This window comes from Shinella sp. GW821-FHT11G07, assembly GCF_058808115.1.
In genome coordinates this window covers 33,329-59,922 of the sequence record NZ_JBXARJ010000007.1, presented here as the reverse complement: position 1 = coordinate 59,922, position 26,594 = coordinate 33,329, and the positions used below count along the sequence as shown (strand labels likewise).

Genomic DNA, 26,594 nt, shown 5'->3' with positions numbered 1-26,594 from the left:
CGACCAGAGGCCGGTGACCTATTTTAGTGAGCGGCTCGCTTCTTTCCTAGGGGAGGGGCTCAGTCGGGCAGCCGGCTGTCGCCGAGGTCGACCTTCAGGAAAGCAGCGATCGCGTCGGTGATGATCGCATGGTCGACGCGTTGTGGTACGCCGGAAACCGTGACGGCGCCGACACAACCGAGGTCCGCGACAAAAAGCGGGAAGCCGCCGCCATGCACCGCAAAGTCCGTCAACGGAAGGTTATGCGCTTCTTCCTGTCCGCGCCCGGAAAGCGCCAGACGCCGTCCGACGAGATAGGATGAATGCCAAAGCCGAAACACGGTGTTCCGCTTGCGTCTTATCCATTCAACATTGTCTGTGTTGGTGCCGGGGAGTGCGCAATGGAACAGCACACGATCCCGTAGCGAAATGTCTATCGCTACGCCGGCACCGATAGACAGGGCCGTTTCGCGCAGCTGATTGCCCAGCGCCCACGCGTCGTCCGGGCTGAACCGGCTGAAGCGAAGAAGCCGCTCCTGTTCTTCAAGCCGCTGGATATCCTGTGCAACCGTCTCTGTCATGGCTGTCCCCCTTTGATCAACGTTATTGATCCTTAGCGACCCTTTTCGAGAAGGGGAAGAGTTGGGCGGCGGCGAGCGGAGATCATCCTTTGCGCGCGGCGGCTTGCCCACCATCCTTTTCTGGGATGGAAAAAGAATGCCTTGGGATTTTTTCGGATGTCGAATTGGCGTCAAGCGGCCGATCTATGATCGATGGCACCAAAGCCTGCCGCAATCACCATGGATGATGTGGCGCACGGGAATGGCAAAACCCGCCCAGGCGCCCCGCATCAGCTCGGCTCAACAAGCGCGAGCTTTCCATTTCGGGAAAATCAAGCGCCTCCTGCGGCATGCTTGCGCTGGAGTTCCTGCTGTACTTCGTCCTGGAAAGCGAACACGGCCTCGCGTGCCTGGTTTTCGCACGAGCCGAACTTGCGCATTTCGTCCGCAAGTTCGCGGCAAACCTTCTGCCAATAGCGACGTGCTTCCTCGCCGTTCAGCTCGCCTAGTTCTCCAGCGCAGCGACGGACATGAGCCGTCCGGCGTTCAGCGGGAAATGGAACGACCGGTCTGGTTTCGGCGGCAATCGAAGGGCGGCGTGGCTGGACCGGGGCAGGTGAGGGCATAGAATCGAGTTCCTTATCTTCTCCCTCATAATTAATAAGCCCATGGTTAACATGCGGTTTCCAGGCCGCAATTTGCGGTATCAACGTGCCCCATATCGGCCCGCCGCTTTAGCGGCGCCCCAGCGTCCGCACGAGCGCCATCAGCAACGATATCGAACAAGGCGAGAATTCGCCGCGGATCAATCTTCCGATTCTTGTTTGGCTTCCGTGCGGAACGCTTCGTAGAGACGGTCCAGATTCTGGGTGATGTAAAGGCCGAACGCGGCTGCTTCTGCGGCCTTCAGCGCGATCGTGTATTGGCGGCCATTGGTCTTGATGCTGGCGCGAACGGCGCCATCCTTGCGCGACCATTCCTCGGCCGCGGGTTTGTTTGTCTCCGGTGCCTCTTTTTGGGTCAGGTGATTGCTGACGAGATTGAACCGGTCTTCCGGCGTTCGGCCTTGCACCCGCTCGCGGCCCAGAAACTCGATTGCCCTGTCTTCGTTGGTCGACTCGTCGAACCGCGTCGCCAATTCGTGCCAACGGTCGCGGCCAATGGCCAGCGCCGGACCGATGCTGGCCCTGACCGACTTCGGAATGCGGTTCACCACCGAAAGCATTTTCGACACGGTCGTCTTGTCGGCGCTGAGTGCGGCCATGATCGTCTCGCGGTCAAATCCGCGTGCCTCGAGTTCACCGGCAAAGGTTGCCCGCTCGAGGAAGGACAGGTCTGCACGCGCACTGTTTTCCTGGCCTTGCGCGATGACATGGTCGCGATCGGTAAGCAGCTTGACGACGGCACGAACGGGCCGGCCGAGCAACCGGGCCGCTTTTGCGCGCCGGTGGCCGAAGGCGATCTGGTAAACGCCGTTCTTCTCGGGGTGCGGGCGCACGAGGATGGGCGAATCCTGTCCGCGGATGCGCATCGCTTCGACGAGTTCCTGGAATTGCTCGTCCGAATGCACCAGCCGGTCCGAGATGAAGGAGTCTTCGATCTGGTCAGCTTCGAGTTCGATAACGACCTCGCCGGCCGTCAGCTTGGCTTCCATTTCCTTGGCCGCATCCGCCTTGGCGGCAAGTGCGTCGATGCTGCGCGTCACGGCACCCAGTGCGCCGAGGCCCTTGTAGCTAACATGCTGACGCGCGGGCTCTTCATGGGAAGGATTTGTCGATGTCACTTTGTCCGATGCCGGTGCCATCAGGTTCGAAAGAACGTTCTTGCGCGCCATCTCAACGCCCCCAGGCTTTGTGAATCATTTCAACGATCTCCGCATTGACCGCTTCCATGGATTCAAAGGCGCGGTCATAGGTTGCGCGGGTGAACTGGCTTCGGTCGACCTCGTATAGGGTCTGGTTGGTGAGTGCGGCGTCGGCAATGGCGACACTTCTGACCATCGAATTGGTCAGGACATGTTGCTTGAACATGGAGCGCATGAACGCAACCATCTGCGTCTGCGGCCCGTCGGCCGGGTCGTAGCGCGTGACGAGATAGCGGAGCCAATCGAGGTTCATGTTGCCGCCGGCGCTCTTCAGGGTGTTCAAGACCTCGCCCAGCATCTGCAGGAACTGGCACATGGACATGACATCGAGCATCTGCGGATGCACGGTGATAAGCACCGCCGTCGCCCCGCAGATCGCGCTCATCGTCAGAAAGCCGAGCTGTGGCGGGCAATCGATCACCACGACGTCATAGTCGTCGGCGACGGAGGAGAGCGCCTCGTCCAGCCGCGCGAAGAAAATCCGGCCGTAGTCGTCCTTGTTGCCCTGCGCCAGAATACGTGGCGTATCGTGTTCGAACTCCATGAGTTCGAGATTGCCGGGCACGATGTCGAGGCCGGGAAAGTTGGTCTTCCTGATGATCTCCTTGAGCGGCCGCCTGTGCTCGTCGTAGCGGATCGCCGCGTACAACGTCTCATTTTCGTCGACGTCGAATTCCGGCTGGAACCCGTGCAGCGCCGAAAGGCTCGCCTGCGGGTCGAGATCGACGGCCAGCACGCGGTGCCCGGTCAGGGCCAGATGCTGTGCGAGATGCGCTGTCGTTGTGGTCTTGCCAGAGCCGCCCTTGAAGTTCACGACCGCGATCACCTGAAGATGTTCACTCGAGCGTCGCCGTGGGACGTAGCGCTGTCCGCCACGACCGTTCTGGTCCAGATACTCCCGCATCTCCTGCAACTGCCCGGCCGAATAGGACCGGCGGCCGGACGGAGTGGCCTGTGGCAGGGGCCCCTTGGATTCCAGCGAGAGATTGCGCAGATACCCGCTCGTAACGCCGAGGAAATGGGCGGCTTCGCTCAATTGAAACTGGCGCAGGGATTTTTGCGCGACGGGAGGAAACATCTCCAGACGATGCTGCTTAAGCTTGTCTGACAGTTCGTGCGCCTGGCCGATGATCAGCTGGTCGATGTCGGAAATTGCCTGCCCGACTGTTGTGGCCATATTCATGTCCATAACCTCAAAATGCGATTTGCAGCCCATGTGAGGGTTTGAATCGCATCTAGAATCAATTCCGATTCAAGGGCAAGGCAATAATGGTTAACGGGTCGGGCGAAACGACATCGCCCATCAGCGATCTGTTACCGCGCGCGTCGATTCGGCGAGATCCGGGACCCGCGTCCCATGAAAGGTTCGAACCGATCCGCTCCCATCGGTTCATGTGCATCAGTCCTTTGGGCCGCGGCGGCCTGTTTCGGAGGCCATTTTTACCTCGATCGTTGTGAGACCGGCTTCCAGTTGTTGCATGCCGCTTGCGCCGAGAAGCATCGCCAACTCCTGCTCATAGGCTTTGGCAAGTTCAATCATCTCTGCGTAGATACGCTTGCCGGCAGGCGTCAGCTCCAGATGTTCGACGCGCCGGTCCTCGGCATGCTCGCTGCGCTTCAGCCAGCGCTTCTCCTCCAGCGCCCGCACGGCGCGGGATACCTTCGTCTTGTGCATGCTGGAATTGGCCCCGATCTCGGTCGCCGTCATGCGGCCATAGGTCCCGATTGCCGCGAGTGCGCGCCATTCCGGCCGGGTCATGTGGTAGCGTGAGCGGTATTGCGCGGCAAAGCGCTGGCTCACGCGCTCGGCCGCCTGGTTGAGCCTGTAGGGCAGGAAACTCTCGAGCTTGAAGTCCACGACACGCGCCTTGATGGTTACAAAATAGAAAGTTACATCTGTAACCATATGACTATACGCACGCTTTGCGAGGAGGGCAAACCATGTCGGATCATGCGACGGAGACGTCCAACAGCCTGAAATACATGCCGGGCTTCGGCAATGATTTCGAGACGGAATCCCTGCCCGGTGCCCTGCCGCAGGGCCAGAACAGCCCGCAGAAATGCAACTACGGCCTTTATGCCGAGCAGCTTTCCGGCTCGCCCTTCACGGCTCCGCGCGGCACCAATGAACGCTCCTGGCTCTACCGCATCCGCCCGAGCGTGCGCCACACGCGTCGCTTTTCGAATGCCAGCTATCCGCATTGGAAAACGGCGCCCTGCCTCGACGATCATTCCCTGCCGCTCGGCCAGCTGCGCTGGAATCCATTGCCGGCGACGAAGGAGACGCAGAGCTTTCTCGACGGCATGCGGACGATGACGACCGCGGGCGACGTGTTGACCCAGGTCGGCATGGCCGCGCATGCCTACACATTCAATGCCGATATGGTGGACGACTATTTCTTCAATGCCGACGGCGAATTGCTGGTCGTGCCCCAGTTGGGCGCCATCCGCGTCTTCACCGAAATGGGCATCATGGATGTCGAACCGTTGGAAATCTGCCTCATCCCACGCGGCATGATGTTCAAGGTCTCCCGCATCGGTGAAGGAGACACCTGGCGCGGTTACGTCTGCGAGAACTATGGCGCGAAATTCACCTTGCCGGACCGCGGGCCGATCGGCGCGAATTGCCTTGCCAACCCACGCGACTTCAAGATGCCGGTCGCCGCCTACGAGGACAAGGAAACGCCCTGCCGGGTGCATGTGAAATGGTGCGGAAAGTTCTACGTCACGGATATCGGCCATTCGCCGCTCGACGTCGTTGCCTGGCACGGCAACTACACGCCGTTCAAATATGACCTGCGCACCTATTCACCGGTCGGGGCGATCCTCTTCGACCATCCCGACCCGTCGATCTTCACGGTGCTGACGGCACCAACGGAAGAGGCAGGCACGGCGAATATCGACTTCGTCATCTTCCCGCCGCGCTGGCTGGTGGCCGAGCACACCTTCCGCCCGCCGTGGTATCACCGTAATATCATGAGCGAGTTCATGGGGTTGATCCACGGCCAGTACGACGCCAAGGAGGAGGGCTTCGTGCCCGGCGGCATGAGCCTGCACAACATGATGCTGCCGCACGGGCCGGACACGACAGGCTTCGAAAAAGCCTCCAACAGCGAGTTGAAGCCCGTCAAGCTCGACCACACGATGGCCTTCATGTTCGAGACCCGTTATCCGCAGCAGCTCACCAAGTTCGCAGCCGAACTGGAGACATTGCAGGACAATTACCTCGACTGCTGGGATGGCCTGGAGCGCAAATTCGACGGCACGCCGGGCATCAAATGAAGTTAGCCGCCCTGCCAGGCCTTTACCGCTTCCATCGGCCAGACGAGCATCAGGATGTTCAGCGCCAGTCCGTCACGGATGAGATAGATCGTCGTCGCCTCGAAGACGACGATCAGCGCGACGCTCGCCCAGACCGGCAGGCGCGCGGCAAGGAAGAAGCCGATGACCATGGCGAGGATGTCCGCGCTCGAATTGATCACGCTATCGCCGAAATAATCGAGCGAGATCGTCGATTCACGGTAGCGGTTGATGATCATGTCGGTGTTTTCGAGGATTTCCCAGGCGCATTCCACGATGAGCGAGAGCACCAGGCGCACATTGATGCTCGCCTTGGGCAATATCAGTGTGAAGAAGCCGAAGAACAGAATGCCGTGGATGATATGGCTCGGCGTGTACCAATCGGACAGATGTTGCGAGTTTTCCGAAGAAAAAACGACGCCATGCCAGAGTTTGACATATCCGCACTTGCAGATGAGCGGCTGACCCATCGTATAAAGGATGATGGCCGTCGCGGCGGTGAAGCCGAGGACGATCAGCAGGGAATTTCGGACCGAGCGGTTCAAGCGGGATTCCTTGAGAATGCGATGCGTCGTGGGAGCGGCGCACGAGGGTGGAGACAGGCGCCGGAAGATGACACAGTTTGACGGCTGCAAACAAGATCGGGAGAGACACGCATGAAACTTGCGACGCTGAAGAATTCCACCCGTGATGGCCGGTTGGTGGTCGTCTCGCGCGATCTGACGCGCTGCTCGGAAGTGGGCCATATCGCCCGCACCTTGCAGGATGCGCTGGACGACTGGGACCATGTCGCGCCGCGGCTGGGGCGTGTCGCCGAGGGGCTGGAAACCGGCTCGCAGCCGACCGCCCGTTTCCATGAGCACGACGCCGCTTCTCCCCTGCCGCGCGCCTACCAGTGGGCAGACGGCTCCGCCTACGTCAATCACGTCGAACTGGTGCGCAAGGCCCGCAATGCCGAGATGCCGGATAGTTTCTGGACGGACCCCCTGATGTACCAGGGCGGCTCCGACAGCTTTCTGGGGCCGCGCGATCCCATTCTCGCAGCCGACGAGGCCTGGGGCATCGACATGGAAGGCGAAGTCGCCGTAATCGTCGGCGATGTGCCGATGGGGGCGAGCGTGGAGGAAGCGCGCGCGGCGATTAAATTGGTCATGTTAGTCAACGATGTCTCGTTGCGCGGCCTCATTCCGGCTGAACTCGCCAAGGGCTTCGGCTTCTTCCAGTCGAAACCGTCCTCGACCTTCTCCCCCGTCGCCGTGACACCCGATGAGCTGGGCGACGCCTGGGACGGCGGCAAGCTGCATCTGCCGCTGCTTGTCTCGATCAACGACCAAGCTTTCGGCAAGGCCAATACCGGCATCGACATGACCTTCGATTTTGGCCAGCTCGTCGCCCATGCGGCGAAGACCCGGCCGCTCGTCGCCGGTTCGATCATTGGCTCCGGCACCGTTTCCAACAAGCTCGATGGCGGGCCCGGCAAGCCGGTCTCGGAGGGTGGTGCCGGCTATTCCTGCATCGCGGAAATCCGCACAATCGAGACGATTGTCAACGGCGCTCCGAAAACGCCTTTCCTGAAATTCGGCGACACCGTGCGCATCGAGATGAAGGACAAGACGGGTCATTCGATCTTCGGCGCGATCGAGCAGACCGTGCAGCAATACGAGAAGGGCTAAAGAGTGAACGACGACATCGTGCTCTTCGACTACTGGCGCTCCTCCGCCAGCTATCGTGTGCGCATCGCGCTCGAAAGCCTCGGCTTACCCTATCGGCGGATTTCGGTTGATCTGCTCGCGGGAGAGCAGCGTGCGCCGGAGCATCGCGCTCGAAACCCCCAGGGCCTTGTTCCGGCCCTGGTGATCGATGGGCAGACGTTGACGCAATCCCTCGCAATCATCGAATACCTCTGCGAAACGCGCCCGGAGGCGCGTTTCCTGCCGGCCGATCCGCTCGGCCGGCAGCGGGTGCGCGCACTCTCCTGCGCCATCGCCATGGAAATCCATGCCGTCTGCAACACGGGCGTCATCAACCACGTCCTGGAGATCACCGGGGGAGGGGAAGAGGTTCGCGTCGGCTGGATGAAGAAATTCATCGGCGAGGGCCTTACCGCCGTCGAGGCGCTGCTCGACAATCCGGCAACCGGCACCTTCTGCCACGGCGAGACGCCCACCATGGCCGATTTCTGCCTTGTGCCGCAGGTCTACAATGCGGAGCGTTGGGGCGTCGACATTGCCGGCCTCGCCAAAGTTCGGCGCATTGCTGAAACCTGCCTGGCGCTCCCGGCCTTCCTGGCGGCGCATCCGCAGGCGGTGAAACCGGCCTGATCTTTTGGAACGGGACGCGGCATGTTATATATACCCTCAGCAAGGGAAGGATATACCATGCCGCTCTATGTCAAGGACCAGGAGGTCGACCGGCTCGCCGAGAGACTGTCCACGCTACGCAAGGTCAGCAAGACCGAGGCGGTGCGGCGGGCGCTTGCGCATGAATTGGAGCGGGTGGAGGGCGAGCCGACACTGGTGGAAAAGGCGCGGGCTTTTGTTCGCGAACTCGATGCCAAATACCCCAAAAAAGGCCCGCCCGCCGACAAGGCCTTCATCGATAGCCTCTATGAGGACGACTGATGTTCGTCGACGCGTCGGCCTTCGTTGCGATCCTAGCCTATGAGGAAGGGGCGGAGGAGCTTTTGGCGCGCCTGCAGCGAGCCGAGATCCGGTATACATCCCCCATGGCCGTTTGGGAGACCTCACTGGCACTCGGGCGACAGCGCCAGCTTGCGCCTATGGATGCTCTCAAACTCGTCACGGATTTCATGAAGCTGCTCTTCGTCAAAGTCGAGCCCGTCAATCTGGAGATTGGCGAAATGGCCGTTGTCGCTCATCAGCGCTTCGGCAAGGGTCGCCACCCGGCTGCGCTCAATTTTGGCGACTGTTTCGCCTATGCCTGCGCGCGGCAACTCGGCATGCCGTTGCTCTACAACGGTGACGACTTTTTGCAGACGGATATCGATGCCGCATAAGAATCGCCCCGCACGAGGCGGGGCGATCCGAAAGCATCAGGCGACTTCGCCCATGCAGACATATTTCATTTCCAGATAGTCATCCGCACCATGGGCAGATCCTTCACGGCCGAGGCCGGACTGCTTGATGCCGCCGAAGGGGGCGGCTTCGGAGGAAATGATGCCCGTATTCACGCCGACCATGCCGTATTCCAGCGCTTCCGCGACCTTCCAGACCTTCTTCAGGTCACCGGCGTAGAAATACGCGGCAAGGCCGAACTCTGTATCGTTCGCCTGTTCGATCACATCCTCGACTGTTTCGAAGCGGAAGAGCGGGGCGACGGGGCCGAAGGTTTCCTCCCGCGCAACCGTCATGCCGCGCGCAACGCCTTTCAGAACGGTTGGCTCGAAGAAGGTGCCGTTGCCCTCGACGCGCTTGCCGCCGGCAACCACCGTAGCGCCCTTCGAAACGGCGTCAGCAATATGCGCCTCGACCTTTTCGATAGCCGCTTCCTCGATCAGCGGACCGATCGTCGTGCCCTTGTCAAAACCATTGCCGACGGACAGTTCGGCGACCTTCTTTGCCAGCTTCTCGGCGAAGGCATCATAGACGTTCGACTGTACATAGAGCCGGTTGGCGCAGACGCAGGTCTGGCCGGCGTTGCGGTACTTGGAGGCCATAGCGCCTTCCACGGCCGCGTCGATATTCGCGTCGTCGAAGACGATGAAGGGCGCGTTGCCGCCGAGCTCCAGGCTGACCTTCTTGATCTGGTCGGAGCACTGGCGCATCAGGATGCGGCCGACCTCGGTCGAACCTGTGAACGAGATTTTCCGGACTTTCGGATTGAAGCAAAGCTCCTTGCCGATCGCCGGGCCGTCGGTGCCGAGAATGACATTGAAGGCGCCGGCCGGGATGCCGGCCTTTTCGGCGAGCACTGCAAGGGCGATTGCCGAAAGCGGAGTCTGTTCGGCAGGCTTCGACACCACCGTGCAGCCGACGGCGAGTGCGGGGGCGACCTTACGAGCGATCATCGCGGCCGGGAAGTTCCAGGGCGTGATCGTGCCAACGACGCCGACCGGCTGCTTGATGACCAGCATGCGCTTGTCGACAGACGGGGCGGGGATCGTCTCGCCGTTGATGCGCTTGGCTTCTTCCGCATACCATTCGACATAGGACGCTGCGTAGAGGATTTCGCCCTTGGCTTCGGCCAGCGGCTTGCCCATTTCGGCGGTGAGGATCGCGGCCAGTTCATCGGCATTGGCGACGATGAGATCAAACCACTTGCGCAGCAGCACGCTGCGGTCCTTTGCCGGGCGGGCCGCCCAGGCCGGCTGCACCTTGTAGGCGGCGTCGATGGCGGCGGCGGTCTCATCGGCGCCCATTTCCGGCAGCGTCGCGAGTTTCTCGCCGGTCGCGGGGTTGAAGACGTCAAAGGTCTCGGCACCGTTGCCGCCGATCCAGTTGCCGTTGACATAGCCTGCATCGCGCAGGAATTCAGTCGACTTCAGGTGCTTGGTGAGAGCATCGTAGAAGGCCATGATGTCGCTCCTTGCGGAAAAGGAAGGGCGTTCACCCGGAGCGTATGCCCCGGGTGTTGCCTTGGGAGGATGTGGTTCAGTCTTGCGCGTTGCCGATCAGGAGGCGCGGGCTTCGATCATCGCAGCTTCGAGGATATCGAGTGCCTCGGCGAAAACCGCGTCCTGGATGGTGATCGGCGCCAGGAAGCGGATGACGTTGCCATGTACGCCGCAGGTGAGCAGGATCAGGCCCTTTTCGAGGGCTTTCAGGCGCACCTTGTTGGCGAATTCAGCGCTCGGCAGCTTCGTCGAAACGTCGTTGAACTCGACGGCGTTCATGAAGCCCGGTCCGCGGATATCGACGATTTCCGGAACCTTGTCCTGCAGCGAGGCGAGGCGCTGCTTGAGGCGCGCACCGAGGTTTTCGGCACGGTTGCAGAGATCCTCGTCCTTGATGACATCGAGCACGGCATGGGCCGCCGCAACGCCGATCGGGCTGCCGGCATAGGTGCCGCCGAGACCACCGGGGCCGGGCGCATCCATGATTTCCGCGCGGCCGGTGACGGCAGCGATCGGGAAACCACCACCAAGGCCCTTAGCCATGGTCGTGATGTCGGCCGCAATGCCGTAGTGCTCCATGGCGAAGAGCTTGCCGGTACGGGCAAAGCCGGTCTGGACTTCGTCGGCGATGAGCAGGATGCCGTGCTGGTCGCAGATTTCGCGCAGCGCCTTCATGAAGGCGACCGGGACCGGGTAGAAACCGCCTTCGCCCTGCACCGGCTCGATGATGATCGCGGCAACGCGGTTCGGGTCAACGTCGGCGGCAAAAAGCTTCTTCAGCACGCCGAGCGACTGCTCGGTGGTGGTGCCGTGCATCTCGACCGGGAAGGGCGCATGGAAGACGTCGGCCGGCATGGCGCCGAAACCGACCTTGTAAGGCACGACCTTGCCGGTCAGCGCCATGCCCATGAAGGTACGGCCGTGGAAGCCGCCGGAAAAGGCGATGACGGCCTGGCGGCCGGTGGCGGCGCGGGCGATCTTCACGGCGTTTTCGACGGCTTCGGCACCGGTGGTGACGAAGATCGTCTTCTTGGCGAAGTTGCCGGGGGTGATGGCGTTCAGGCGCTCGGCAAGCTCGACATAGTTTTCATAGGGCACGACCTGGTGGCAGGTGTGCGTGAAGCGGTCGAGCTGGGCCTTGACGGCTTCGATGACGCGCGGATGGCGATGGCCGGTGTTGACGACGGCGATGCCGGCGGCAAAATCGATGTAGCGGTTGCCTTCCTTGTCCCAGATTTCCGCATTCTCCGCACGGTCGGCGTAGATCTGCGTGGTCATGCCGACGCCACGCGAAATGGCGGCGTTCTTGCGGTCTGTAAGGGGCGTGGCGGTCATGGCGCTATCCTGAATCTGGAGGCTTCGTTCAATAACTTGCATTTTTTCTGCAAGCTTCTTGTGGAATTCCTACATTTTTTCTGCAAGAATGCAATGGGCATTTTAAGCCCGCACTATGACGGATTTTGCGGTGACAGGCCCACGTTCGAAATCGAGCGCGGTCTGTCGGGAATGCTATAAAAGACACTACTACAGAATCAGGGATTTGGCGCGATGGGTTCCGAGGAGCCGGTGCACTATAAGGTGGCGGAGGCCGCACGGCTCGCCGGCGTTTCGGCGTCGACGCTCAGGCTTTGGGAAACGCAGGGCCTCGTCGTGCCGGGCCGCTCGGAGACCGGTCACCGCCAATATAGCGGCGACGACGTCGCGCGGCTGAAGCGTATCGCCTGGTTCAGGACGGAACGTGGCCTCAACCCGGCCGCCATTCGTGAGGCGCTGGAAGCCGAAGAGCCCAGCGGTGACACACATTCCGCCGACGGCGAAGCGCCCCAGGGCGTCGGTCGAAAGCTGCGCAGCCTGCGCCATGCGACGGGCAAGACCCTGGAACAGGTCGCCGGCGATATCGGCATCGCGACATCGGTGCTTTCCACCTTCGAACGCACCTCGCAGGGCGTGACCTTCCGCGTGCTGCACGACCTCGCAGCCTATTATGACACGACCGTCTCGAAACTCTCGGGCGAAGAAGAAAATGACAACCGTTCGGTTGTCAGGGCCGGGGAGTGGAAATTCTGGCCGGAAACCTCCCCGGGCGTCACCGTACAGGTTTTGGCGGACGGGCGGAACATGATGGATTGCCATCGCTTCGTGCTCGCCCCCGGCGCCTCCTCCGACGGAGCCTACAAACACGAAGGCGAGGAGTTCGTACACGTGCTCTCCGGCCACATCGAAATGGTGCTGGACGGCCACGAATTCCACGACCTCGGCCCCGGCGACAGCCTGTACTTCGAAAGCTGCCGCCGCCACGCCTGGCGCAACCGCCACGACGGCGAGACGGTGCTGATCTGGATCAACACCCCGCCGACGTTCTAGCCGAAACGGCTATGCCGCGATGTTTCGCGCGAATTCGCTCGGTGGGTAGCCCAACTAGCGGCTGAAGGCCCGTTCAAGGCGATAGTCGATCCTCTCCGCAGCTTCCCCCAGCGATCCTAGTCCCGCGCAGGGTATCTTCGGCAAGCGCCATCCTCGATTTCATGGAACTGCGTGCTGCTTGCACTCGCCCGCGCGGTCGCCGTCACGCTCATCGGCTGACGAACCGCCTCGTTCTTTGCCAATGCGCAAAGAAGGCTTTTTCCCCGACGCTAGAACCGAAGACGTCCCGCACTGCCGGCGAGGGGCTCGCCGGCAAGCCAGTCGGCGGGTTTGGCGCCGGGCTCGCAGGGCCTCGGCAAGGAAAGGACCAGGGGATGGCAGAGCGCCTAACCAAGACCGGGGCCCGCAATGTCTTCTATGGCGGGTCCATCTTCTTCTTCGCGATCTTCGTGGGGCTTACGGCCCACTCTCACTATTACATTCGCACCACCTCCACCGACGAGACCACGCTGAGCGACAGCGTCGCACGCGGAAAACATGTCTGGGAAAAGAACGCCTGTATCAACTGCCACACGTTGCTTGGCGAAGGCGCCTATTTCGCGCCCGAGCTCGGCAATGTGTGGAAGCGCTATGGCGGCGTCGATGACCCGGAAGGCGCGCGCGAGGTCTTGAAGGCCTGGATGGCTGCCCAGCCGAGCGGGGCGGAAGGCCGGCGGCAGATGCCGCAGTTCAACCTTACCGAACAGGAACTCAACGATCTGGCCGATTTCCTCGAATGGACGAGCCGGATCCTGACCCAGAACTGGCCGCCGAACGATGCCGGCTGACCGACAAGCGCCCAGGAGAAAGACATGAAATATCAAACGCAAAAGGTCGCGATGCTGTATTTTTACGGCGCGCTCGGCCTGTTCCTCGCCCAGGTGCTCTTCGGGGTTCTCGCCGGCACGATCTACGTGCTGCCGAATGTGCTGTCCGAGCTTCTGCCCTTCAACATCGTGCGCATGATCCACACCAATGCGCTCGTCGTCTGGCTGCTCATGGGCTTCATGGGCGCGACCTACTACATGATCCCGGAGGAGACCGAGACGGAGCTTTACAGCCCGAAGCTCGCCGTCCTGCAGTTCTGGATGTTCTTCATCGCGGCCGGCCTGACGGTCGTCGGCTACATGTTCCGCATCCATGAGGGCCGTGAATTCCTCGAACAGACCTTCATTGCCAAGGTCGGCATCGTCGTGGTGGTGCTGATGTTCCTGTTCAACATCACCATGACGGCGCTGAAGGGTCGCAAGACCACGGTCATCAACATCCTGCTCTTCGGTCTCTGGGGCCTCGCGCTCTTCTTCCTGTTCGCCTTCTACAACCCCATCAACCTGGCGCTCGACAAGATGTACTGGTGGTACGTCATCCATCTGTGGGTCGAGGGCGTCTGGGAGCTGATCATGGCCTCCGTGCTGGCCTTCCTGATGATCAAGCTCAACGGCATCGACCGCGAGGTCGTGGAAAAGTGGCTCTATGTCATCGTCGGCCTGGCACTCTTCTCGGGCATTCTCGGCACCGGCCACCACTATTACTGGATCGGCGCGCCGGGCTACTGGCAGTGGATCGGTTCGCTGTTTTCAACACTGGAAGTGGCGCCGTTCTTCACCATGGTCATCTTCACCTTCGTGATGACCTGGAAGGCCGGCCGCAACCATCCGAACAAGGCGGCGCTGCTGTGGTCGATCGGTTGCTCGGTCATGGCCTTCTTCGGCGCCGGGGTCTGGGGCTTCCTGCACACGCTGTCGTCGGTGAACTACTACACCCATGGCACGCAGGTCACCGCCGCGCACGGCCATCTCGCCTTCTTCGGCGCCTATGTGATGCTGAACCTCGCCATGATGGCCTATGCCATCCCGGAAATCCGCGGCCGCGCGCCGTTCAACCAATGGCTCTCGATCGCCAGCTTCTGGCTCATGTGCACCGCCATGTCGGTGATGACCTTCGCGCTCACCTTTGCCGGCGTCGTGCAGGTTCACCTCCAGCGCGTGCTCGGCGAGGGCTTCATGGACGTGCAGGACCAGCTTGCCCTGTTCTACTGGGTGCGCCTCGGCTCGGGCGTCGTCGTGCTCGTCGCGGCGCTGATGTTCATCTGGGCGGTGCTCGTGCCCGGCCGGGAGCGTCGCGACAGCCTCACCCGGCTGGTCCAGCCGGCCGAGTGAGCGTTGGCCGGCCCCGTCATCCCGCGGGGCCGGCACATCCTTTTGACATTACGGAGATCGAAATGAACGTCATGCTCAAGACGGCGCGTGCCGACATTCCCGCCTACAGCCCTTCCGGCAACGAATGCGCCCTCTTCGAAAAGGCGTGGGTGCGCCAGCTGCCGCTCTTGCTGAAAGGCCCGACCGGCTGCGGCAAGACCCGCTTCGTCAGCCATATGGCCGCAAGGCTCGGCCTGCCGCTGTCGACCGTCTCCTGCCACGACGATCTCTCGGCTGCCGACCTCACCGGCCGCTACCTGCTGAAGGGCGGTGATACGGTCTGGGTCGACGGGCCGCTGACGCGGGCGGTGCGCGAGGGCGGGATCTGCTATCTCGACGAGATCGTGGAAGCCCGCAAGGACGTCGCCGTCGTGCTGCATCCGCTCACCGACGACCGGCGCATCCTGCCGCTGGAGCGCACCGGCGAGGTGCTGGAAGCGCCGCCCGGCTTCATGCTCGTCGTCTCCTACAATCCCGGCTACCAGAACCTCCTGAAAGCGCTGAAACCCTCCACCCGCCAGCGTTTCGTCGCCATCGCGTTCGATTTCCTGCCGAAGGCGGAGGAGATCGCGGTCGTTGCGACCGAAAGCGGCCTGGACGAAGCCCGCGTAGCACCACTCGTCGATCTCGCGCATCGCTTGCGGGCCCTCAAGGGCCATGACCTTGAAGAGGGTGTCTCCACGCGTCTTCTCGTCTATTGCGCCTGCCTCATCGATAGCGGCATGGCGGTGCGCGAGGCCGTGCGCGCCGCAATGATCGAACCGCTCACCGACGAGCCGGACGCCCGCGCCGCTCTTCTCGAAATCGCCGATGCGATGATCCGCTGAGGGGCATCATGCTGGATTTTCTGGAGCTTGAGGAAACAGTCGGCCGGGCCTGGCATCGGCTCGTCGGCAAGACCGGCAGCTGGGCGAGCCATCCTGACCATGCCGTCCGTCTGGAGGAGATACGGCCGGTGCTTGCCATCTGCTTCCGCGGGTTCGGCGGGGAGGGCGCGGTGCAGATCGCGCCGGCGCGTGGCCGCACATCGACGCACCGCCTGCGGCTTCGCCAGCGCATGGGCCTCGGCGAGGAGAAGCTGGTGCAGCCCGGCCGTGACCATGCAACGCTCATGCTGCCCGGCGAGATCAGCCTCTTCCCCGAGCGCGGCCTCAACCGCGACCTCTATACCTGGCTTGCCGCCGGGATGGCCGTGATGCCGCTCGACCAGGTCACCCACGATGATCCACTGCAGCGCGACCTCGCCATCCTCCAGCGGGCGGAAGCGACGACGAAAGCCGTGCTCGTTGCTTTTCCGGGCCTTGCCCGGCGATACAGCCGCCTCTGTGCCGCGACGCTCGCAGCGCGCAAAGTCCGGCCGCTGCCCTCCGTCGAGTGCCATGTCGAGAACCGCATTCTCAGCCTGTTGAGGGTGGGTGCGGGGCTTGCCGATGATACGCCACCGGTCATCCTCCCCCACCGTGCGCCGCCGCGCTATCTGCCGATGTTGCCGGTGCCGCTCTGGCCGGAGGCATTGCTGCGCGCGGATGGGGAGGGGAGGGCAGAAGAGGACCAGCCGACAAGCGACGACACGCCGCAGGCGGGGGAGACCGGGCGGCATATTGCGCAGCGAGAAAAGGCGGAGGCCCGCAAGAGCGAGCGCAGCCCCTTCATCCTCAACCGCTTCGAGAAGATCCTGGCCATGGCGGAGATGGTCAATGTCGATCGCCCCGGCGATGACAGCGACGACCACGACGCGTCTGCGGCCGACGAGCTGGACGACATGACGCTCGGCGAGCGCAAGGGCCGTCCCGCCGCGCGCTTCCGCTTTGATCTCGACCTGCCGCCCGAGGCGCTCGACCGCACACGCCTCACTGGCGAATTTACCTATCCCGAATGGGATTATCGCACTGCCACCTACCTGCCGGATCATTGCCGCGTCCTTGCGTTGCCAGCACCGGATACGGCCGCCGTGCCGGAACCTGACGCCGATACCAAAAGCCTGATCCGCCGCGTGCGCCGGCAGTTCGAGGTGCTGCGGCCGCGCCATGAAGTGCTGCGCGCGCAACTCGACGGTGCCGAGCTCGATCTCGACGCCGTGGTCAGGGCACGCAGCGACCTTGCCGCCGGCGGACAGGGCAGCGACCGGATCCACCTGATGAGCCGGCCGCAGGTGCACGACCTCGCCGTCACCATCCTCGTCGATGTGTCGCTTTCGACGGATGCCTGGTTCGACGACCGCCGGGTGCTCGACGTGGAGAAGGAGGCGCTGCTCGTGCTGGCGCACGGGCTTGCCGCCTGCGGCGACAGCCATTCGATCCTGACCTTCACCTCGCGCCGCCGCTCCTGGGTGCGTATCGAGACGGTGAAGGATTTCGGCGAGCCGATGGGGCATGGCGTGGAGGCGCGCATCGCAGCGCTGAAGCCGGGTTTTTACACTCGCATCGGCCCGGCAATCCGCCATGCAGCGGCAAAGCTGCGGGAACAGCCGAACCGCCGCAAGCTTCTCCTCCTGCTCACCGATGGTAAGCCGAACGATGTCGATCACTACGAGGGCCGTTTCGCGCTGGAGGATAGCCGTCGCGCTGTGAACGAGGCTCGGCGCTCAGGCCTCAGCGTGTTCGGCGTGACGGTCGACCGGGAGGCGCAGGCCTATGTGCCGGCGATCTTCGGGAGGAATGGTTACGCCATCGTCAGCAATATCGCTCGGCTGCCTGCGGCGCTGCCGGCGATCTATCGCGGTCTTGTGGGATAGAGGCGCACGATACCGCGAGACAGGCCCGGCATGCCGCACCATGCCGGGCCTTTTCCGTTCAGGCGGCTTTGCTATGCGTGCGCGCCGACTGGTCGATATAGGCGTCGAAGGCCGCAGCAACGGCGCGGACGATGAAGCGATGGTCCTGCCGCACGGTGACCGTGCCGCCGCGAATGTCGATCCCGCCGTCCTCGTTGAGCGCGGCCAGCCGGGCATTGCCGTCGAGAAGTGGTGCCCCGTCGAAACCGTGCCGGGCGGCAAGCGTGGTGACGTCGACACGGAAATCGCACATCAGACGCTCGATGATCTCGGCGCGCAGCCGGTCTTCCGCCGTCAGTCGGTAGCCCTTGACGGTGGCGAGCCGGCCGGAGGCGATGCGTTGGGCATAGAGGCCGGGCGGCACCTCGTTCTGGATGTAGCCCTCCGGTGTGCGGCCGATGGCCGATGCCCCGAAGCCGATGAGCGTGGTGCAGGCGTCCGTGGTGTAACCCTGGAAGTTGCGATGCAGACGGCCGCGTCGTGCGGCCAGTGCGAGGGTGTCATCCTCCAGCGCATAGTGATCGAGGCCGATGCGGACATAGCCGGCCGCGGCGAGCGTGTCGGCGATCGCCGCGGCCTGCTCCGCGCGCAGTGCTGCATCCGGCAGGGCGCGTTCGTCGATCAGCCGCTAGTGTTTCTTGAAGGAGGGGATATGGGCATAGCCGAAGACGGCGAAACGTTCCGGCCGCATCAGGACGGCCGCCATTGCCGTCTCGATGCAGGAGGCCACCGTCTGGTGCGGCAGCCCATAGATGAGGTCGAAATTGATACCCTTGATGCCGGCTTTGTGCAGCCGCGCCACGGCTTCGGCCGTCTGGGCTTCGCTCTGGATGCGGTTGATCGCCTTCTGCACGACCGGATCGAAACTCTGCACGCCGAGGCTGGCGCGGGTGACGCCCGCCGCGCCAAGTGCATCGGCCATCTCGGGCGTCAGGGTACGCGGATCGATCTCGACGGCGATTTCCATGCCGGCGGTGAAGGTGAAGCGGGTGCGCAGAAGGCCGATCAGGTCGCGGAATTCTTCCGGCTGCATGATCGTCGGCGTGCCACCGCCAAAATGTACATGACGGATTCTCGGACGATGGCCGACCCTCTCCGCGACGAGGCCGATCTCTTTGCGCAGCATGTCGATATAGTCGAGGATCGGCGCGTCTCGCTGGGTGATGGTGGTGTGACACCCGCAATACCAGCACATGGACCGGCAGAAGGGGATGTGAAGGTAGAGCGAGGCGTTCGTGCCCGGCTTGATGGCGGAGAGCCAGTCGCCATAGGTGCCGGCGCCGACGGTGGGCGAGAAACCGGGCGCTGTCGGATAGCTCGTATAGCGCGGCAGTCGCGCTTCACCGTATTTCTCGATCAGGTCCTGTCGCATGGGGTTTCCTCTGTCTGGATGGTCGATTGAGGAAAACCTAGGGCCGGGATGGAGGGGCTTCTTTGCGCAAAGCCAAGCACCAGGTGCTGCGGTCCGCATTTAGGGTTTTGTTTGCGGTTGATCAAAGTGACGGGAAGGTCGTGCGGCTAGCGTCAGGCGGTTCCGGTCGGGTCGGGCCGTGCCTTCCGGAACAGGATCGGAGCGGCCGGGACGGAAACACCAGACCATGTCAGACCACCAGGAAAAACCCGCCATCGACGTCCGCGCCGTTCCGCCGCGCGAGCGTCATCCGCGCATCTTCGGCATGCTCGGCGCATTGCTGCCCGGCAAATCCATGCTGATCACCAGCGACCACGACCCACGCCCGCTGCACTACCAGCTCGAAACGAATTTTCCCGGACAGTTCGGCTGGGATTATCTGGAAGAGGGCCCGGCCGTCTGGCGCGTCGAGATCGACCGGCTCGAAGATGGTGGCTGCGACTGCTGCTGCGGTGCGGACCACTAGAACTGGACGCGGCGAGGGAGAAACGACATGCCGGGCGCCACGCTCTCTCGCTGGACCATGTCCTATTTCGCCGCCGCCTGTCTGATGCTGGTCGCGGGGCAGGGCCTGATGGTTGCCGGCTACGGCTATCCGGATGCGGCTGTCGGTGCGCCGGAGACGCTGGTGGTCGTCCATGTCATCGCGATCGGTTGGCTGAGCCTGTTGATGGCGGGCGCGCTGCTGCAATTCGTGCCGGTTCTCATCGCCCGCCCCCTCGTTGGCGGACGGTTTGCCGCGCCGGCGCTGGGTCTGCTCGTCGGTGGCCTTGCGTTTCTCGTCGGCGGGTTCGTTGCGCTTTCCGGTGCGCTGGACCTGCCGCTCCTTCTGTTGCCGCTTGGCGGCAGCCTGCTTTTCGGTGGTTTTGGGCTTGTCGCCGGCATTCTTGCCGTGACGCTTTGTGCCGCGCGTCCCCTGCCGCTGCCGGCTCGCTTCGTCGCGACGGGGCTCGTTTCCCTCTTCGGTGCAATCCTGCTCGGTGCCAGCTTTACCCTGGTGCTGTCGGGCTCCAGCGAAAATGCGCTGCTGGCCCGGCTGGTCGCTGACGGTGTGGAATTGCATGCGGTGCTCGGGCTCGGCGGCTGGCTCAGCGTCACTGCGGCCGGCGTCAGTTATCGTCTGCTTGCCATGTTCCTGCTGGCGCCCGAGGTGGAGCGGCGGACAAGCCGTGCCATGTGGTGGCTGGCAAGCGTTGCGATCGGGCTCGTCGCCGCCTGTGTTCCGCTTGTGCTGTTTGCGCTTGCCGGCGCGGACCTGCTGTTTGCGGCTGCGCTGCTGCTGACATTGGTGGCTGCGTTGCTCTACGCCGGGGATGTCCTCGGCATCTACCGCGCACGCAAACGCAGGCAGGCCGAATTGAACATCCGTGCGGCTTTCCCCGCCTTCGTCGCCCTTGCCATCGCAATTGCCCTCGTCAACGTACCCGCAATTCGCACCGGTGAGGCGGTGATGGCACTGTCCTACCTCTTCGTCTTTGGTTGGCTGAGCGGCCTCGGGCTTGCCCAGCTCTACAAGATCGTCGCTTTCCTCACCTGGCTGGAAGCCTATGGTCCGGTGCTCGGCCGGGCGCCGGTGCCGCGTGTGCAGGACCTCGTCGATGAGACCCGCGCGCGTATTGTGTTCTGGATCTACTACGGCGCTGTGGCGGTGGCGACGCTTGCGCTTTTGGCGGGCACGCCCGTTCTTTTTCGCGGTGCCGTCTGCCTGCAGCTCGCCGCCACGCTGGCGTTGATACACGAGTTCATCTGCGCCCGTCGGCTTTCTGTCGTGCCGCTGGCGCTCCGTGCACCGCCCGGCATGATACGGCCACACCTCTTTCTGCCCCTATCCGCTTCAAGGAGATGACCATGCCCGACATTTCAACCGAGATCGCGCCAAAGGTGCTCGACGTGCGGCCGATCCTGCGCAGCGGCGGAGAGCCGTTCCAGGCGATCATGGAGGCGGTGCAAGGGCTTCATCCCGGGCAGAGCCTGAAACTCCTCGCCACGTTTCGGCCGCAGCCGCTGTTTCGCGTCATGGCGAGCCGGGGCTTCGATCATCAGGTCCGCGAGGTCGAGGACGGCGACTGGGAGGTGCTGTTCACACCGCAGACGGATGCGGCACCGGTCGAAATCTCCGCCGATGCCGAACGTCCCGAGACCTGGCCGGATCCGGTCCGGCATCTCGATCTTACCGATCTAGACCCGCCGGAGCCCATGGTGCGCATCTTGGCGGTCGCAGAAGGGCTGGCGCCGGGCGAGGTACTCTTCGCACTGCTGTCCCGAGAGCCGCTGTTCCTTTTCGCGGAACTGACGAAGCGCGGCCACCAGTGGGCCGGCAATTTCGACGAAACGGGCTCGGCCTACCGCATCCTCGTGCGGAAGGGCTGAAGCGATGGGCGACGGAGAGAAAGCAAGGCTTGCGGACGATATCCGCGATGCCCTGCGCATGATCATCGACCCCGAGATCGGCCGCAACATCGTCGATCTCGGGCTGATCTATGCGGTGGATGTGGAGGATGGCGGCATTGCTCGCGTCACCATGACCACGACGACACGCGGCTGCCCGGCCGGCGATTATCTCAAGGAGGCGGTCGGCAACTGCGTCTGGTACGTGCCGGGCGTCGAATATGCCGAGGTGCACATGACCTACGAGCCGCCCTGGACGCCGGAGATGATGACGGAAGCATTTTGAAGAGAACGGCCCGGAGAGGAAAACTCCGGGCCGTTTGATTCAGAGCGGCGTGCGGCGCTTGCGGGCGAGGATCGGCGCATATTCCAGGCAGAACAGGCTGAAGGCCGCGATCCAGAGGAGGCCGGCGGCGGCGTAGATCTGCGGGCTGGCAGCAGGCAAGATTTCTCCAAGCGGGCGCACCAGCGCGCACAGGATCAGGGCGGCATAGGAGGTGACGGTGAGGCGCGAGGCGGTCAGCGCATGACCGGTATGGCCGAGGCTCGCCCGCGTCATCACCGCCAGCATCATGCCGGCGATAGCACCGACCGAAAGGAGGTGCAGCACGGATCGTTCTTCCAGGTAGCCGAGGGCGCTGACGCCGATGGCCGCGAAGCCGAGCGGCACGAAGGCATAGGCGACGTGGAGAACGGCGATCAGTTTTTCCGGCCTCGTCGTCCAGCCGCGCCAGCGATGGAGGCGGATGCAGTGCAGGGCGGCGACCGCAAGGCCGAGCCCCGCCGTCGTCGGGTGCTCGGGTGCGACCGTCCAGGCGGCAAGAGCGCAGATGCCGCCGATGATGGCGACGCTGTCGAAGTGATTGTAGGGCAAGGGGAAATCCGTGCGGCCGGACTTGTTCAGCCAGTTGCGCGTGAAGCTCGGCAGGATGCGGCCGCCAACGATCATCACCAGCATGACATAGGCGGAGACCGCAAGGCGGATCGCAAGGCGGTCATGCTCGCCATCGATGGCGGCGACGTGGAAGAGGCCGTTTGCGAGTGACAGCGCCAGCAGGCCGGCAAGCACCTTCAGGTCCTTCCACTTGCGTCCCGCCACGATCTCGCGCGTGCAGATGGCAAGGAGTGCGGGCAGGAAGAGGCCGTCGATGACCGCCGCCGGCACCACGCCGATCTGCTCAGTGGCAAGCAGGGCGGCGCGGCCGGCGCACCACAGGGCGAAAAGCCCGCCAAGCGGCCAGCCGGATACGGGCAGGCGTCCCGTCCAGTTCGGCACGGCCGTCAACAGAAAGCCGGCGAGCACCGCGGAGGCGAAGCCGAAGAGCATTTCGTGCGCATGCCAGTTGGGCGCGCCATATTCGCCGGCAAGATCCATGCGGCCGGTGATCGCGGCGATCCAGAGCGCCATCGCCACGATGGCCCAGACGCCGCCGCCGAGAAAGAACGGCCGGAAGCCGTAGGAAAACAGAACCGGGCCGGTGCGGGAAAGGCCGCGCGGGACGGCGCGGCTGACGCGCGCTGCGGGTTGGCTGGCAATCATGATCGTCTCGTTCCTTTGCAATTGTCAGCTTGTTCTAGGGCAGATGCGCGGCGCCTTCTTTGCGAGATGGCAAAGAGCAAATCAGCCTCTGCCAAAATGCCGCATCGGCCGGAAAGGCCTGTTTGTCCCATCACAAACAGGTCGGCGCGAATGCTCCTAGAACAGAGAGGACCGGGCGAAACACCGCTCCGTTCTTTCAAAAAGGAGAACAGCAATGACCGAGCAGTTTCAGATGACACGCCGCACCATTCTCGGCGGAGCCGCCTTTGCCGGCGTCCTGACGCCGATCATTGCGGCATCGATGGCGCGAGCGGAAGGCGACGCCATCGAGACCAATGCGGTCGCGACCGCAGCTGACGTCGCCAAGCTCGAAAGGGTGAAGATCGAACTGGTAAAGCCGCCCTTCGTGCACACCCATAGCCAGAAAGCCGAGGGCGGACCGAAGGTCTACGAATTCACCATGACGATCGAGGAGAAGAAGATGATCCTCGACGACAAGGGCACGGAAGTGCACGCCATGACCTTCAACGGTTCGGTTCCCGGCCCGCTGATGGTCGTGCACCAGGGCGACTATGTCGAACTGACGCTGATCAACCCCGATACCAATGAGCTGCAGCACAATATCGATTTCCATTCGGCGACGGGTGCGCTTGGTGGCGGTGCGCTGACCGTGGTCAATCCCGGTGAGCGAACGGTACTGCGCTTCAAGGCCACCAAGGCGGGCGTCTTCGTCTACCACTGTGCACCTCCCGGCATGGTGCCGTGGCACGTCACCTCGGGCATGAACGGTGCGATCATGGTGCTGCCGCGCGAAGGCCTGACCGATGGGCACGGCAAGGAGCTGACCTATGACCACGTCTACTATGTCGGGGAGCAGGATTTTTACGTGCCGCGTGACGCACAGGGAAACTACAAGAAATATCCCAGCGTCGGCGAGGCCTATGCCGACACGCTGGAGGTCATGCGCACGCTAACCCCGAGCCATATCGTCTTCAACGGCGCCGTCGGCGCGCTGACCGGCGACAATGCGCTGAAGGCCAAGGTGGGCGAGAAAGTGCTGATCGTGCATTCGCAGGCCAACCGCGACACCCGTCCGCACCTCATCGGCGGGCATGGCGACTATGTCTGGGCGACTGGCAAGTTTCACAATATGCCGGATGTCGACCAGGAAACCTGGTTCATTCCGGGCGGCACGGCAGGCGCTGCCTTCTATACTTTCGAACAGCCCGGCATCTACGCCTATGTCAACCACAACCTGATCGAAGCCTTCGAGCTGGGGGCTGCCGGCCACTTCGTGGTTACCGGTGAATGGAACGACGACCTGATGACCTCGGTCATGCCTCCGAGCGGCGTCTGACGCTCGCACGATACCGACGCGCCCCGCCCTGCGGCGGGCGCGTCCGCTCTCAAACCGGCGCCTTGCCCGGCCGTCAACGCATCGTCCGGGCAAGGCGCGAGGAGGCCGTCATCGCTACGGTAACATCGAGACCCGGCCCGTCGTGGGCGTCGCTTGCTCTTCCCGCTCTCCTGTTCGCCGCGCTGGCGGGCGTGTTGGCGATTAAGGTCAATCTCGTCGCCCCCGGTCCGGATGGCTCTATGCTCGACGAACCGCGGACGGTGGAGATTGCGCCGCGCAGCTTCCAGTATCGTGACGGTGGCGAATTCTTCCGCAACGGCTTTGCCGTCGATGGTCCGGTGAAAACCGTGGCGGTACGCCGACCGCTCACCATCATGAAATATCAGGTCACCGCCGCCGACTATGCGCGGTGCGTCGCCGATGATGCCTGTGCACCCGCCGAGCCCGGCTTCGTGCCGGCTGATCCCGCCGATACGCCGGTGACCGGCGTCAGTTATGACGACACCATCGCCTATGCCGGATGGCTGACTGCGCGCACCGGCGAAGTCTGGACGCTGCCGACTGATCGGGATCTTGCTTTTGCTGCCGGCTCGCGTTTTCCCGACGACGCGCTGGGCGTCGATATAGACAGCACCAATCCCGCAGACCGCTGGCTGGCGGACTATCGCCGCGAGGCGGCGCGCAAGGCCTCGCGCGATCCGGTACCGCAACCGCTCGGTCGCTTCGGGGAGAATGAGCACGGCCTTGCCGATTTCGCCGGCAATATCTGGGAGTGGACCACGACCTGCAACCGCCGTGTCAACCTGGACAAGGGCGGCTGGGTGGTGAACGACGTGTCGTCCTGCGGCATTTATGTTGCGAGCGGCAAGCATCGGGCGGCGCTGAGTTCGTTCGTGCGCAACCCCAAGGGGGGCGGCTGTGCGGTGGGCGTGCCGCCGGACAATGTCGGCTTCCGGCTCGTCAAGGATACGCGGTGGTACGCACCCTTGTTCGTGGCCCTCAGGGACAGGGGATTTCCACTCTGACCGCTCGGCGCAAACTTTCGGGGGCCGGGGTGGCGTGATAGAAGCCGGTAGCTTTCACGCGAGAGGAAATTGATTGTGAAAATCGACCGGACCGTCGTTCGCTCGCTCGCCCTGTTCGACAAGATGAGCGACGAGGACCTCGACAGACTGCTTGCCCACGCGGCAGCGCGGCGCGTGGCGCAGGGCGATGCCGTCTTCGAGCAGGGCCAGCAGGCGGCAAGTTTCTTTCTCCTGCTGCACGGCCGGCTGAAAGTGACGCAGGTCACGGAGGACGGCCAGCAGATCATCGTGCGCGTCGTGCATCCCGGTGACCTCTTCGGCTTTGCCAAGGCGCTCCAGCGTTCCGACTATCCCGGCACCGCGCGCGCGGCGACGGAAAGCGTGATCCTCGGCTGGCCGACCGATCTCTGGCCGCACTTCGTCGAGCAGAACCCGCGTCTTGCCGTCAGCGCCATGCAGACGATCGGCCAGCGGCTGGAAGAGGCGCATACTCGGATTCGCGAAATGTCTACGCAGGAAGTGGAGCGCCGGGTGGCGCACGCCGTGCTGCGACTGTCCCAGCAGGCGGGGCGCAAGGAAGGCGGTGGCATCCGCATCGACTTTCCGATCTCGCGCCAGGACATAGCCGAAATGACCGGTACGACACTGCACACCGTCTCGCGCATCCTGAGTGCCTGGGAATCGCGCGGCCTCGTCGAGGGTGGACGACAGAAGCTTTTAATCTGCGACATCGCCGGCCTTTCCGCGCTGGCAGACGGGGTACGGGATTGAGATGGCGCATCGGCGAATTTCCATGGCCTGCAAGATGCGCAGGTTCTAAAGCAGGCTTGGTCTGTACTGTTGTTTCTTGCAGTTTTAGTAAATATTTATAATAGAGTTCTTTCAAGCGCTATATTTTGTTAGATATAACGAGAATTGATATTTCGCAAATAATATTATGAGTGCAAAAGTATAGTATATTATACTTTCTTTCTGTCGTGGCGATGCTACTATCCGGCCTGCGATCTAGTCGTCGGAGGAAGCCAGCCTTGTCCGAAGCCTTGACAGAGCATCTGCCGCCCCAGACGCCGAAACCCAGCCGGCGACGCGAGCTGATTACCTTCCTCGTTCTGGCTTTTGGTATCTGGCCCATTGTCGCCGTCGGCGTCGTCGGCGGATACGGCTTCTTCGTCTGGATGCTTCAAATTATCTACGGGCCGCCCGGCCCCCCTGTCCATTAGGGG

27 protein-coding genes and 1 pseudogene are annotated in these 26,594 nt (G+C 63.0%); 18 read left to right on the top strand and 10 right to left on the bottom strand.

The annotated features are described in order from the left end of the window. Positions 1-59: 59 nt before the first annotated feature. From AC1RT2_RS15030 to AC1RT2_RS15010, 5 genes are all read right to left on the bottom strand, one after another. Entirely contained in the window at positions 60-734 is a 675-nt protein-coding gene (locus AC1RT2_RS15030; RefSeq protein WP_493103046.1) for a heme-degrading domain-containing protein, read from the bottom strand. A gap of 137 nt (positions 735-871) precedes the next feature. Continuing rightward, complete coding sequence (locus tag AC1RT2_RS15025) at positions 872-1,165, bottom strand: DUF6074 family protein (RefSeq protein ID WP_493103044.1); 294 nt, start codon at positions 1,163-1,165, stop codon at positions 872-874. 179 nt (positions 1,166-1,344) lie between these two features. Further along, positions 1,345-2,373 (bottom strand): plasmid partitioning protein RepB, encoded by a 1,029-nt coding sequence (repB, locus tag AC1RT2_RS15020; RefSeq protein WP_493103042.1) that lies wholly within the window; start codon positions 2,371-2,373, stop codon positions 1,345-1,347. A gap of 1 nt (position 2,374) precedes the next feature. Beyond that, positions 2,375-3,586, bottom strand: a complete 1,212-nt coding sequence (gene repA, locus AC1RT2_RS15015) for a plasmid partitioning protein RepA (RefSeq protein ID WP_493103503.1) — start codon at positions 3,584-3,586, stop codon at positions 2,375-2,377. Positions 3,587-3,802: 216 nt separating this feature from the next. After that, positions 3,803-4,309, bottom strand: coding sequence for a MarR family winged helix-turn-helix transcriptional regulator (locus tag AC1RT2_RS15010; RefSeq protein WP_493103040.1), 507 nt, complete (start codon positions 4,307-4,309; stop codon positions 3,803-3,805). A 35-nt stretch (positions 4,310-4,344) separates the two neighbouring features. On the opposite strand from AC1RT2_RS15010, the gene hmgA reads away from it, so the two are divergent. After that, positions 4,345-5,685 carry a homogentisate 1,2-dioxygenase gene (hmgA, locus tag AC1RT2_RS15005; RefSeq protein ID WP_493103038.1) on the top strand — a complete coding sequence of 447 codons (1,341 nt, stop codon included), beginning with the start codon at positions 4,345-4,347 and terminating at the stop codon, positions 5,683-5,685. A gap of 2 nt (positions 5,686-5,687) precedes the next feature. Here hmgA and AC1RT2_RS15000 read toward each other — a convergent pair whose 3' ends face one another. Continuing rightward, entirely contained in the window at positions 5,688-6,248 is a 561-nt protein-coding gene (locus tag AC1RT2_RS15000; RefSeq protein WP_493103034.1) for a DUF2585 domain-containing protein, read from the bottom strand. A 111-nt stretch (positions 6,249-6,359) separates the two neighbouring features. Here AC1RT2_RS15000 and AC1RT2_RS14995 point away from each other — a divergent pair, with 111 nt between their 5' ends. From AC1RT2_RS14995 to AC1RT2_RS14980, 4 genes are read left to right on the top strand one after another with little or no spacing between them, the layout of a single operon-like run. After that, the gene (locus AC1RT2_RS14995; protein ID WP_493103032.1) at positions 6,360-7,376 is read left to right on the top strand and encodes a fumarylacetoacetate hydrolase family protein; all 1,017 of its coding nucleotides are present in this window, start codon (positions 6,360-6,362) and stop codon (positions 7,374-7,376) included. Between the two features lie 3 nt (positions 7,377-7,379). Then, on the top strand, positions 7,380-8,024 hold the full coding sequence (gene maiA / locus AC1RT2_RS14990; RefSeq protein ID WP_493103030.1) for a maleylacetoacetate isomerase: 645 nt from the start codon (positions 7,380-7,382) through the stop codon (positions 8,022-8,024). A 57-nt stretch (positions 8,025-8,081) separates the two neighbouring features. Further along, positions 8,082-8,324: a type II toxin-antitoxin system VapB family antitoxin gene (locus tag AC1RT2_RS14985; RefSeq protein ID WP_493103028.1), complete on the top strand. Its 243-nt coding sequence runs from the start codon at positions 8,082-8,084 to the stop codon at positions 8,322-8,324. Continuing rightward, entirely contained in the window at positions 8,324-8,719 is a 396-nt protein-coding gene (locus tag AC1RT2_RS14980) for a type II toxin-antitoxin system VapC family toxin (RefSeq protein WP_493103026.1), read from the top strand. Before AC1RT2_RS14985 ends, AC1RT2_RS14980 begins: the two co-directional genes overlap by 1 nt. Positions 8,720-8,755: 36 nt before the next feature. Here AC1RT2_RS14980 and AC1RT2_RS14975 read toward each other — a convergent pair whose 3' ends face one another. Together AC1RT2_RS14975 and AC1RT2_RS14970 are read right to left on the bottom strand one after the other, a co-directional pair. Beyond that, on the bottom strand, positions 8,756-10,237 hold the full coding sequence (locus AC1RT2_RS14975) for an NAD-dependent succinate-semialdehyde dehydrogenase (RefSeq protein ID WP_493103024.1): 1,482 nt from the start codon (positions 10,235-10,237) through the stop codon (positions 8,756-8,758). Positions 10,238-10,333: 96 nt separating this feature from the next. Beyond that, positions 10,334-11,611 carry a 4-aminobutyrate--2-oxoglutarate transaminase gene (locus tag AC1RT2_RS14970; protein WP_493103022.1) on the bottom strand — a complete coding sequence of 426 codons (1,278 nt, stop codon included), beginning with the start codon at positions 11,609-11,611 and terminating at the stop codon, positions 10,334-10,336. Positions 11,612-11,824: 213 nt separating this feature from the next. Here AC1RT2_RS14970 and AC1RT2_RS14965 point away from each other — a divergent pair, with 213 nt between their 5' ends. The 5 genes from AC1RT2_RS14965 (at position 11,825) to AC1RT2_RS14945 (ending at position 17,611) form a co-directional block, all read left to right on the top strand. After that, entirely contained in the window at positions 11,825-12,640 is an 816-nt protein-coding gene (locus AC1RT2_RS14965) for a MerR family transcriptional regulator (RefSeq protein WP_493103020.1), read from the top strand. A 374-nt stretch (positions 12,641-13,014) separates the two neighbouring features. Further along, positions 13,015-13,467, top strand: a complete 453-nt coding sequence (locus AC1RT2_RS14960; protein WP_493103018.1) for a c-type cytochrome — start codon at positions 13,015-13,017, stop codon at positions 13,465-13,467. A 24-nt stretch (positions 13,468-13,491) separates the two neighbouring features. Then, complete coding sequence (locus AC1RT2_RS14955) at positions 13,492-14,838, top strand: cbb3-type cytochrome c oxidase subunit I (protein ID WP_493103016.1); 1,347 nt, start codon at positions 13,492-13,494, stop codon at positions 14,836-14,838. Positions 14,839-14,900: 62 nt separating this feature from the next. Next, positions 14,901-15,704 carry a CbbQ/NirQ/NorQ/GpvN family protein gene (locus tag AC1RT2_RS14950; RefSeq protein WP_493103014.1) on the top strand — a complete coding sequence of 268 codons (804 nt, stop codon included), beginning with the start codon at positions 14,901-14,903 and terminating at the stop codon, positions 15,702-15,704. Positions 15,705-15,712: 8 nt separating this feature from the next. After that, a complete protein-coding gene (locus tag AC1RT2_RS14945; protein WP_493103012.1) occupies positions 15,713-17,611 on the top strand; it encodes a nitric oxide reductase activation protein NorD in 1,899 nt (632 codons plus the stop codon). 58 nt (positions 17,612-17,669) lie between these two features. On the opposite strand, the pseudogene hemN reads toward AC1RT2_RS14945, so the two are convergent. Next, a pseudogene (gene hemN, locus AC1RT2_RS14940) lies at positions 17,670-19,022 on the bottom strand (oxygen-independent coproporphyrinogen III oxidase). Between the two features lie 226 nt (positions 19,023-19,248). Here hemN and AC1RT2_RS14935 point away from each other — a divergent pair. Genes AC1RT2_RS14935 through AC1RT2_RS14920 form a run of 4 tightly spaced genes read left to right on the top strand, consistent with a single transcriptional unit; the run spans position 19,249 to position 21,735 of the window. Further along, complete coding sequence (locus tag AC1RT2_RS14935) at positions 19,249-19,527, top strand: DUF2249 domain-containing protein (protein ID WP_493103010.1); 279 nt, start codon at positions 19,249-19,251, stop codon at positions 19,525-19,527. Positions 19,528-19,554: 27 nt separating this feature from the next. Next, positions 19,555-20,907, top strand: coding sequence for a hypothetical protein (locus AC1RT2_RS14930; protein ID WP_493103008.1), 1,353 nt, complete (start codon positions 19,555-19,557; stop codon positions 20,905-20,907). 2 nt (positions 20,908-20,909) lie between these two features. Next, entirely contained in the window at positions 20,910-21,431 is a 522-nt protein-coding gene (locus AC1RT2_RS14925; protein ID WP_493103006.1) for a DUF2249 domain-containing protein, read from the top strand. A 4-nt stretch (positions 21,432-21,435) separates the two neighbouring features. Beyond that, positions 21,436-21,735, top strand: a complete 300-nt coding sequence (locus tag AC1RT2_RS14920) for a metal-sulfur cluster assembly factor (RefSeq protein ID WP_069062210.1) — start codon at positions 21,436-21,438, stop codon at positions 21,733-21,735. A gap of 39 nt (positions 21,736-21,774) precedes the next feature. Here the strand turns inward: AC1RT2_RS14920 and AC1RT2_RS14915 are convergent, their stop codons facing one another. Beyond that, a complete protein-coding gene (locus tag AC1RT2_RS14915) occupies positions 21,775-22,989 on the bottom strand; it encodes an NnrS family protein (RefSeq protein ID WP_493103004.1) in 1,215 nt (404 codons plus the stop codon). Positions 22,990-23,203: 214 nt separating this feature from the next. Here AC1RT2_RS14915 and nirK point away from each other — a divergent pair, with 214 nt between their 5' ends. From nirK to napE, 4 genes are all read left to right on the top strand, one after another. Continuing rightward, positions 23,204-24,346, top strand: a complete 1,143-nt coding sequence (gene nirK / locus AC1RT2_RS14910) for a copper-containing nitrite reductase (protein WP_493103002.1) — start codon at positions 23,204-23,206, stop codon at positions 24,344-24,346. A gap of 110 nt (positions 24,347-24,456) precedes the next feature. After that, entirely contained in the window at positions 24,457-25,371 is a 915-nt protein-coding gene (locus AC1RT2_RS14905) for an SUMF1/EgtB/PvdO family nonheme iron enzyme (protein ID WP_493103501.1), read from the top strand. Positions 25,372-25,446: 75 nt separating this feature from the next. Beyond that, positions 25,447-26,142, top strand: coding sequence for a Crp/Fnr family transcriptional regulator (locus AC1RT2_RS14900; protein ID WP_493103000.1), 696 nt, complete (start codon positions 25,447-25,449; stop codon positions 26,140-26,142). Between the two features lie 269 nt (positions 26,143-26,411). Continuing rightward, on the top strand, positions 26,412-26,591 hold the full coding sequence (gene napE, locus AC1RT2_RS14895; protein WP_069063659.1) for a periplasmic nitrate reductase, NapE protein: 180 nt from the start codon (positions 26,412-26,414) through the stop codon (positions 26,589-26,591). Positions 26,592-26,594 lie beyond the last annotated feature (3 nt).

Bases quoted from the DNA above. Each gene is read 5' to 3' on its own strand.
- AC1RT2_RS15025 (WP_493103044.1), bottom strand. From the start codon at position 1,165: ATGCCCTCACCTGCCCCGGTCCAGCCACGCCGCCCTTCGATTGCCGCC.
- repB (WP_493103042.1), bottom strand. From the start codon at position 2,373: ATGGCGCGCAAGAACGTTCTTTCGAACCTGATGGCACCGGCATCGGAC.
- repA (WP_493103503.1), bottom strand. From the start codon at position 3,586: ATGAATATGGCCACAACAGTCGGGCAGGCAATTTCCGACATCGACCAG.
- AC1RT2_RS15010 (WP_493103040.1), bottom strand. From the start codon at position 4,309: ATGGTTACAGATGTAACTTTCTATTTTGTAACCATCAAGGCGCGTGTC.
- hmgA (WP_493103038.1), top strand. From the start codon at position 4,345: ATGTCGGATCATGCGACGGAGACGTCCAACAGCCTGAAATACATGCCG.
- AC1RT2_RS14995 (WP_493103032.1), top strand. From the start codon at position 6,360: ATGAAACTTGCGACGCTGAAGAATTCCACCCGTGATGGCCGGTTGGTG.
- AC1RT2_RS14985 (WP_493103028.1), top strand. From the start codon at position 8,082: ATGCCGCTCTATGTCAAGGACCAGGAGGTCGACCGGCTCGCCGAGAGA.
- AC1RT2_RS14980 (WP_493103026.1), top strand. From the start codon at position 8,324: ATGTTCGTCGACGCGTCGGCCTTCGTTGCGATCCTAGCCTATGAGGAA.
- AC1RT2_RS14975 (WP_493103024.1), bottom strand. From the start codon at position 10,237: ATGGCCTTCTACGATGCTCTCACCAAGCACCTGAAGTCGACTGAATTC.
- AC1RT2_RS14970 (WP_493103022.1), bottom strand. From the start codon at position 11,611: ATGACCGCCACGCCCCTTACAGACCGCAAGAACGCCGCCATTTCGCGT.
- AC1RT2_RS14965 (WP_493103020.1), top strand. From the start codon at position 11,825: ATGGGTTCCGAGGAGCCGGTGCACTATAAGGTGGCGGAGGCCGCACGG.
- AC1RT2_RS14960 (WP_493103018.1), top strand. From the start codon at position 13,015: ATGGCAGAGCGCCTAACCAAGACCGGGGCCCGCAATGTCTTCTATGGC.
- AC1RT2_RS14955 (WP_493103016.1), top strand. From the start codon at position 13,492: ATGAAATATCAAACGCAAAAGGTCGCGATGCTGTATTTTTACGGCGCG.
- AC1RT2_RS14950 (WP_493103014.1), top strand. From the start codon at position 14,901: ATGAACGTCATGCTCAAGACGGCGCGTGCCGACATTCCCGCCTACAGC.
- AC1RT2_RS14945 (WP_493103012.1), top strand. From the start codon at position 15,713: ATGCTGGATTTTCTGGAGCTTGAGGAAACAGTCGGCCGGGCCTGGCAT.
- AC1RT2_RS14935 (WP_493103010.1), top strand. From the start codon at position 19,249: ATGTCAGACCACCAGGAAAAACCCGCCATCGACGTCCGCGCCGTTCCG.
- AC1RT2_RS14930 (WP_493103008.1), top strand. From the start codon at position 19,555: ATGCCGGGCGCCACGCTCTCTCGCTGGACCATGTCCTATTTCGCCGCC.
- AC1RT2_RS14925 (WP_493103006.1), top strand. From the start codon at position 20,910: ATGCCCGACATTTCAACCGAGATCGCGCCAAAGGTGCTCGACGTGCGG.
- AC1RT2_RS14920 (WP_069062210.1), top strand. From the start codon at position 21,436: ATGGGCGACGGAGAGAAAGCAAGGCTTGCGGACGATATCCGCGATGCC.
- AC1RT2_RS14915 (WP_493103004.1), bottom strand. From the start codon at position 22,989: ATGATTGCCAGCCAACCCGCAGCGCGCGTCAGCCGCGCCGTCCCGCGC.
- nirK (WP_493103002.1), top strand. From the start codon at position 23,204: ATGACCGAGCAGTTTCAGATGACACGCCGCACCATTCTCGGCGGAGCC.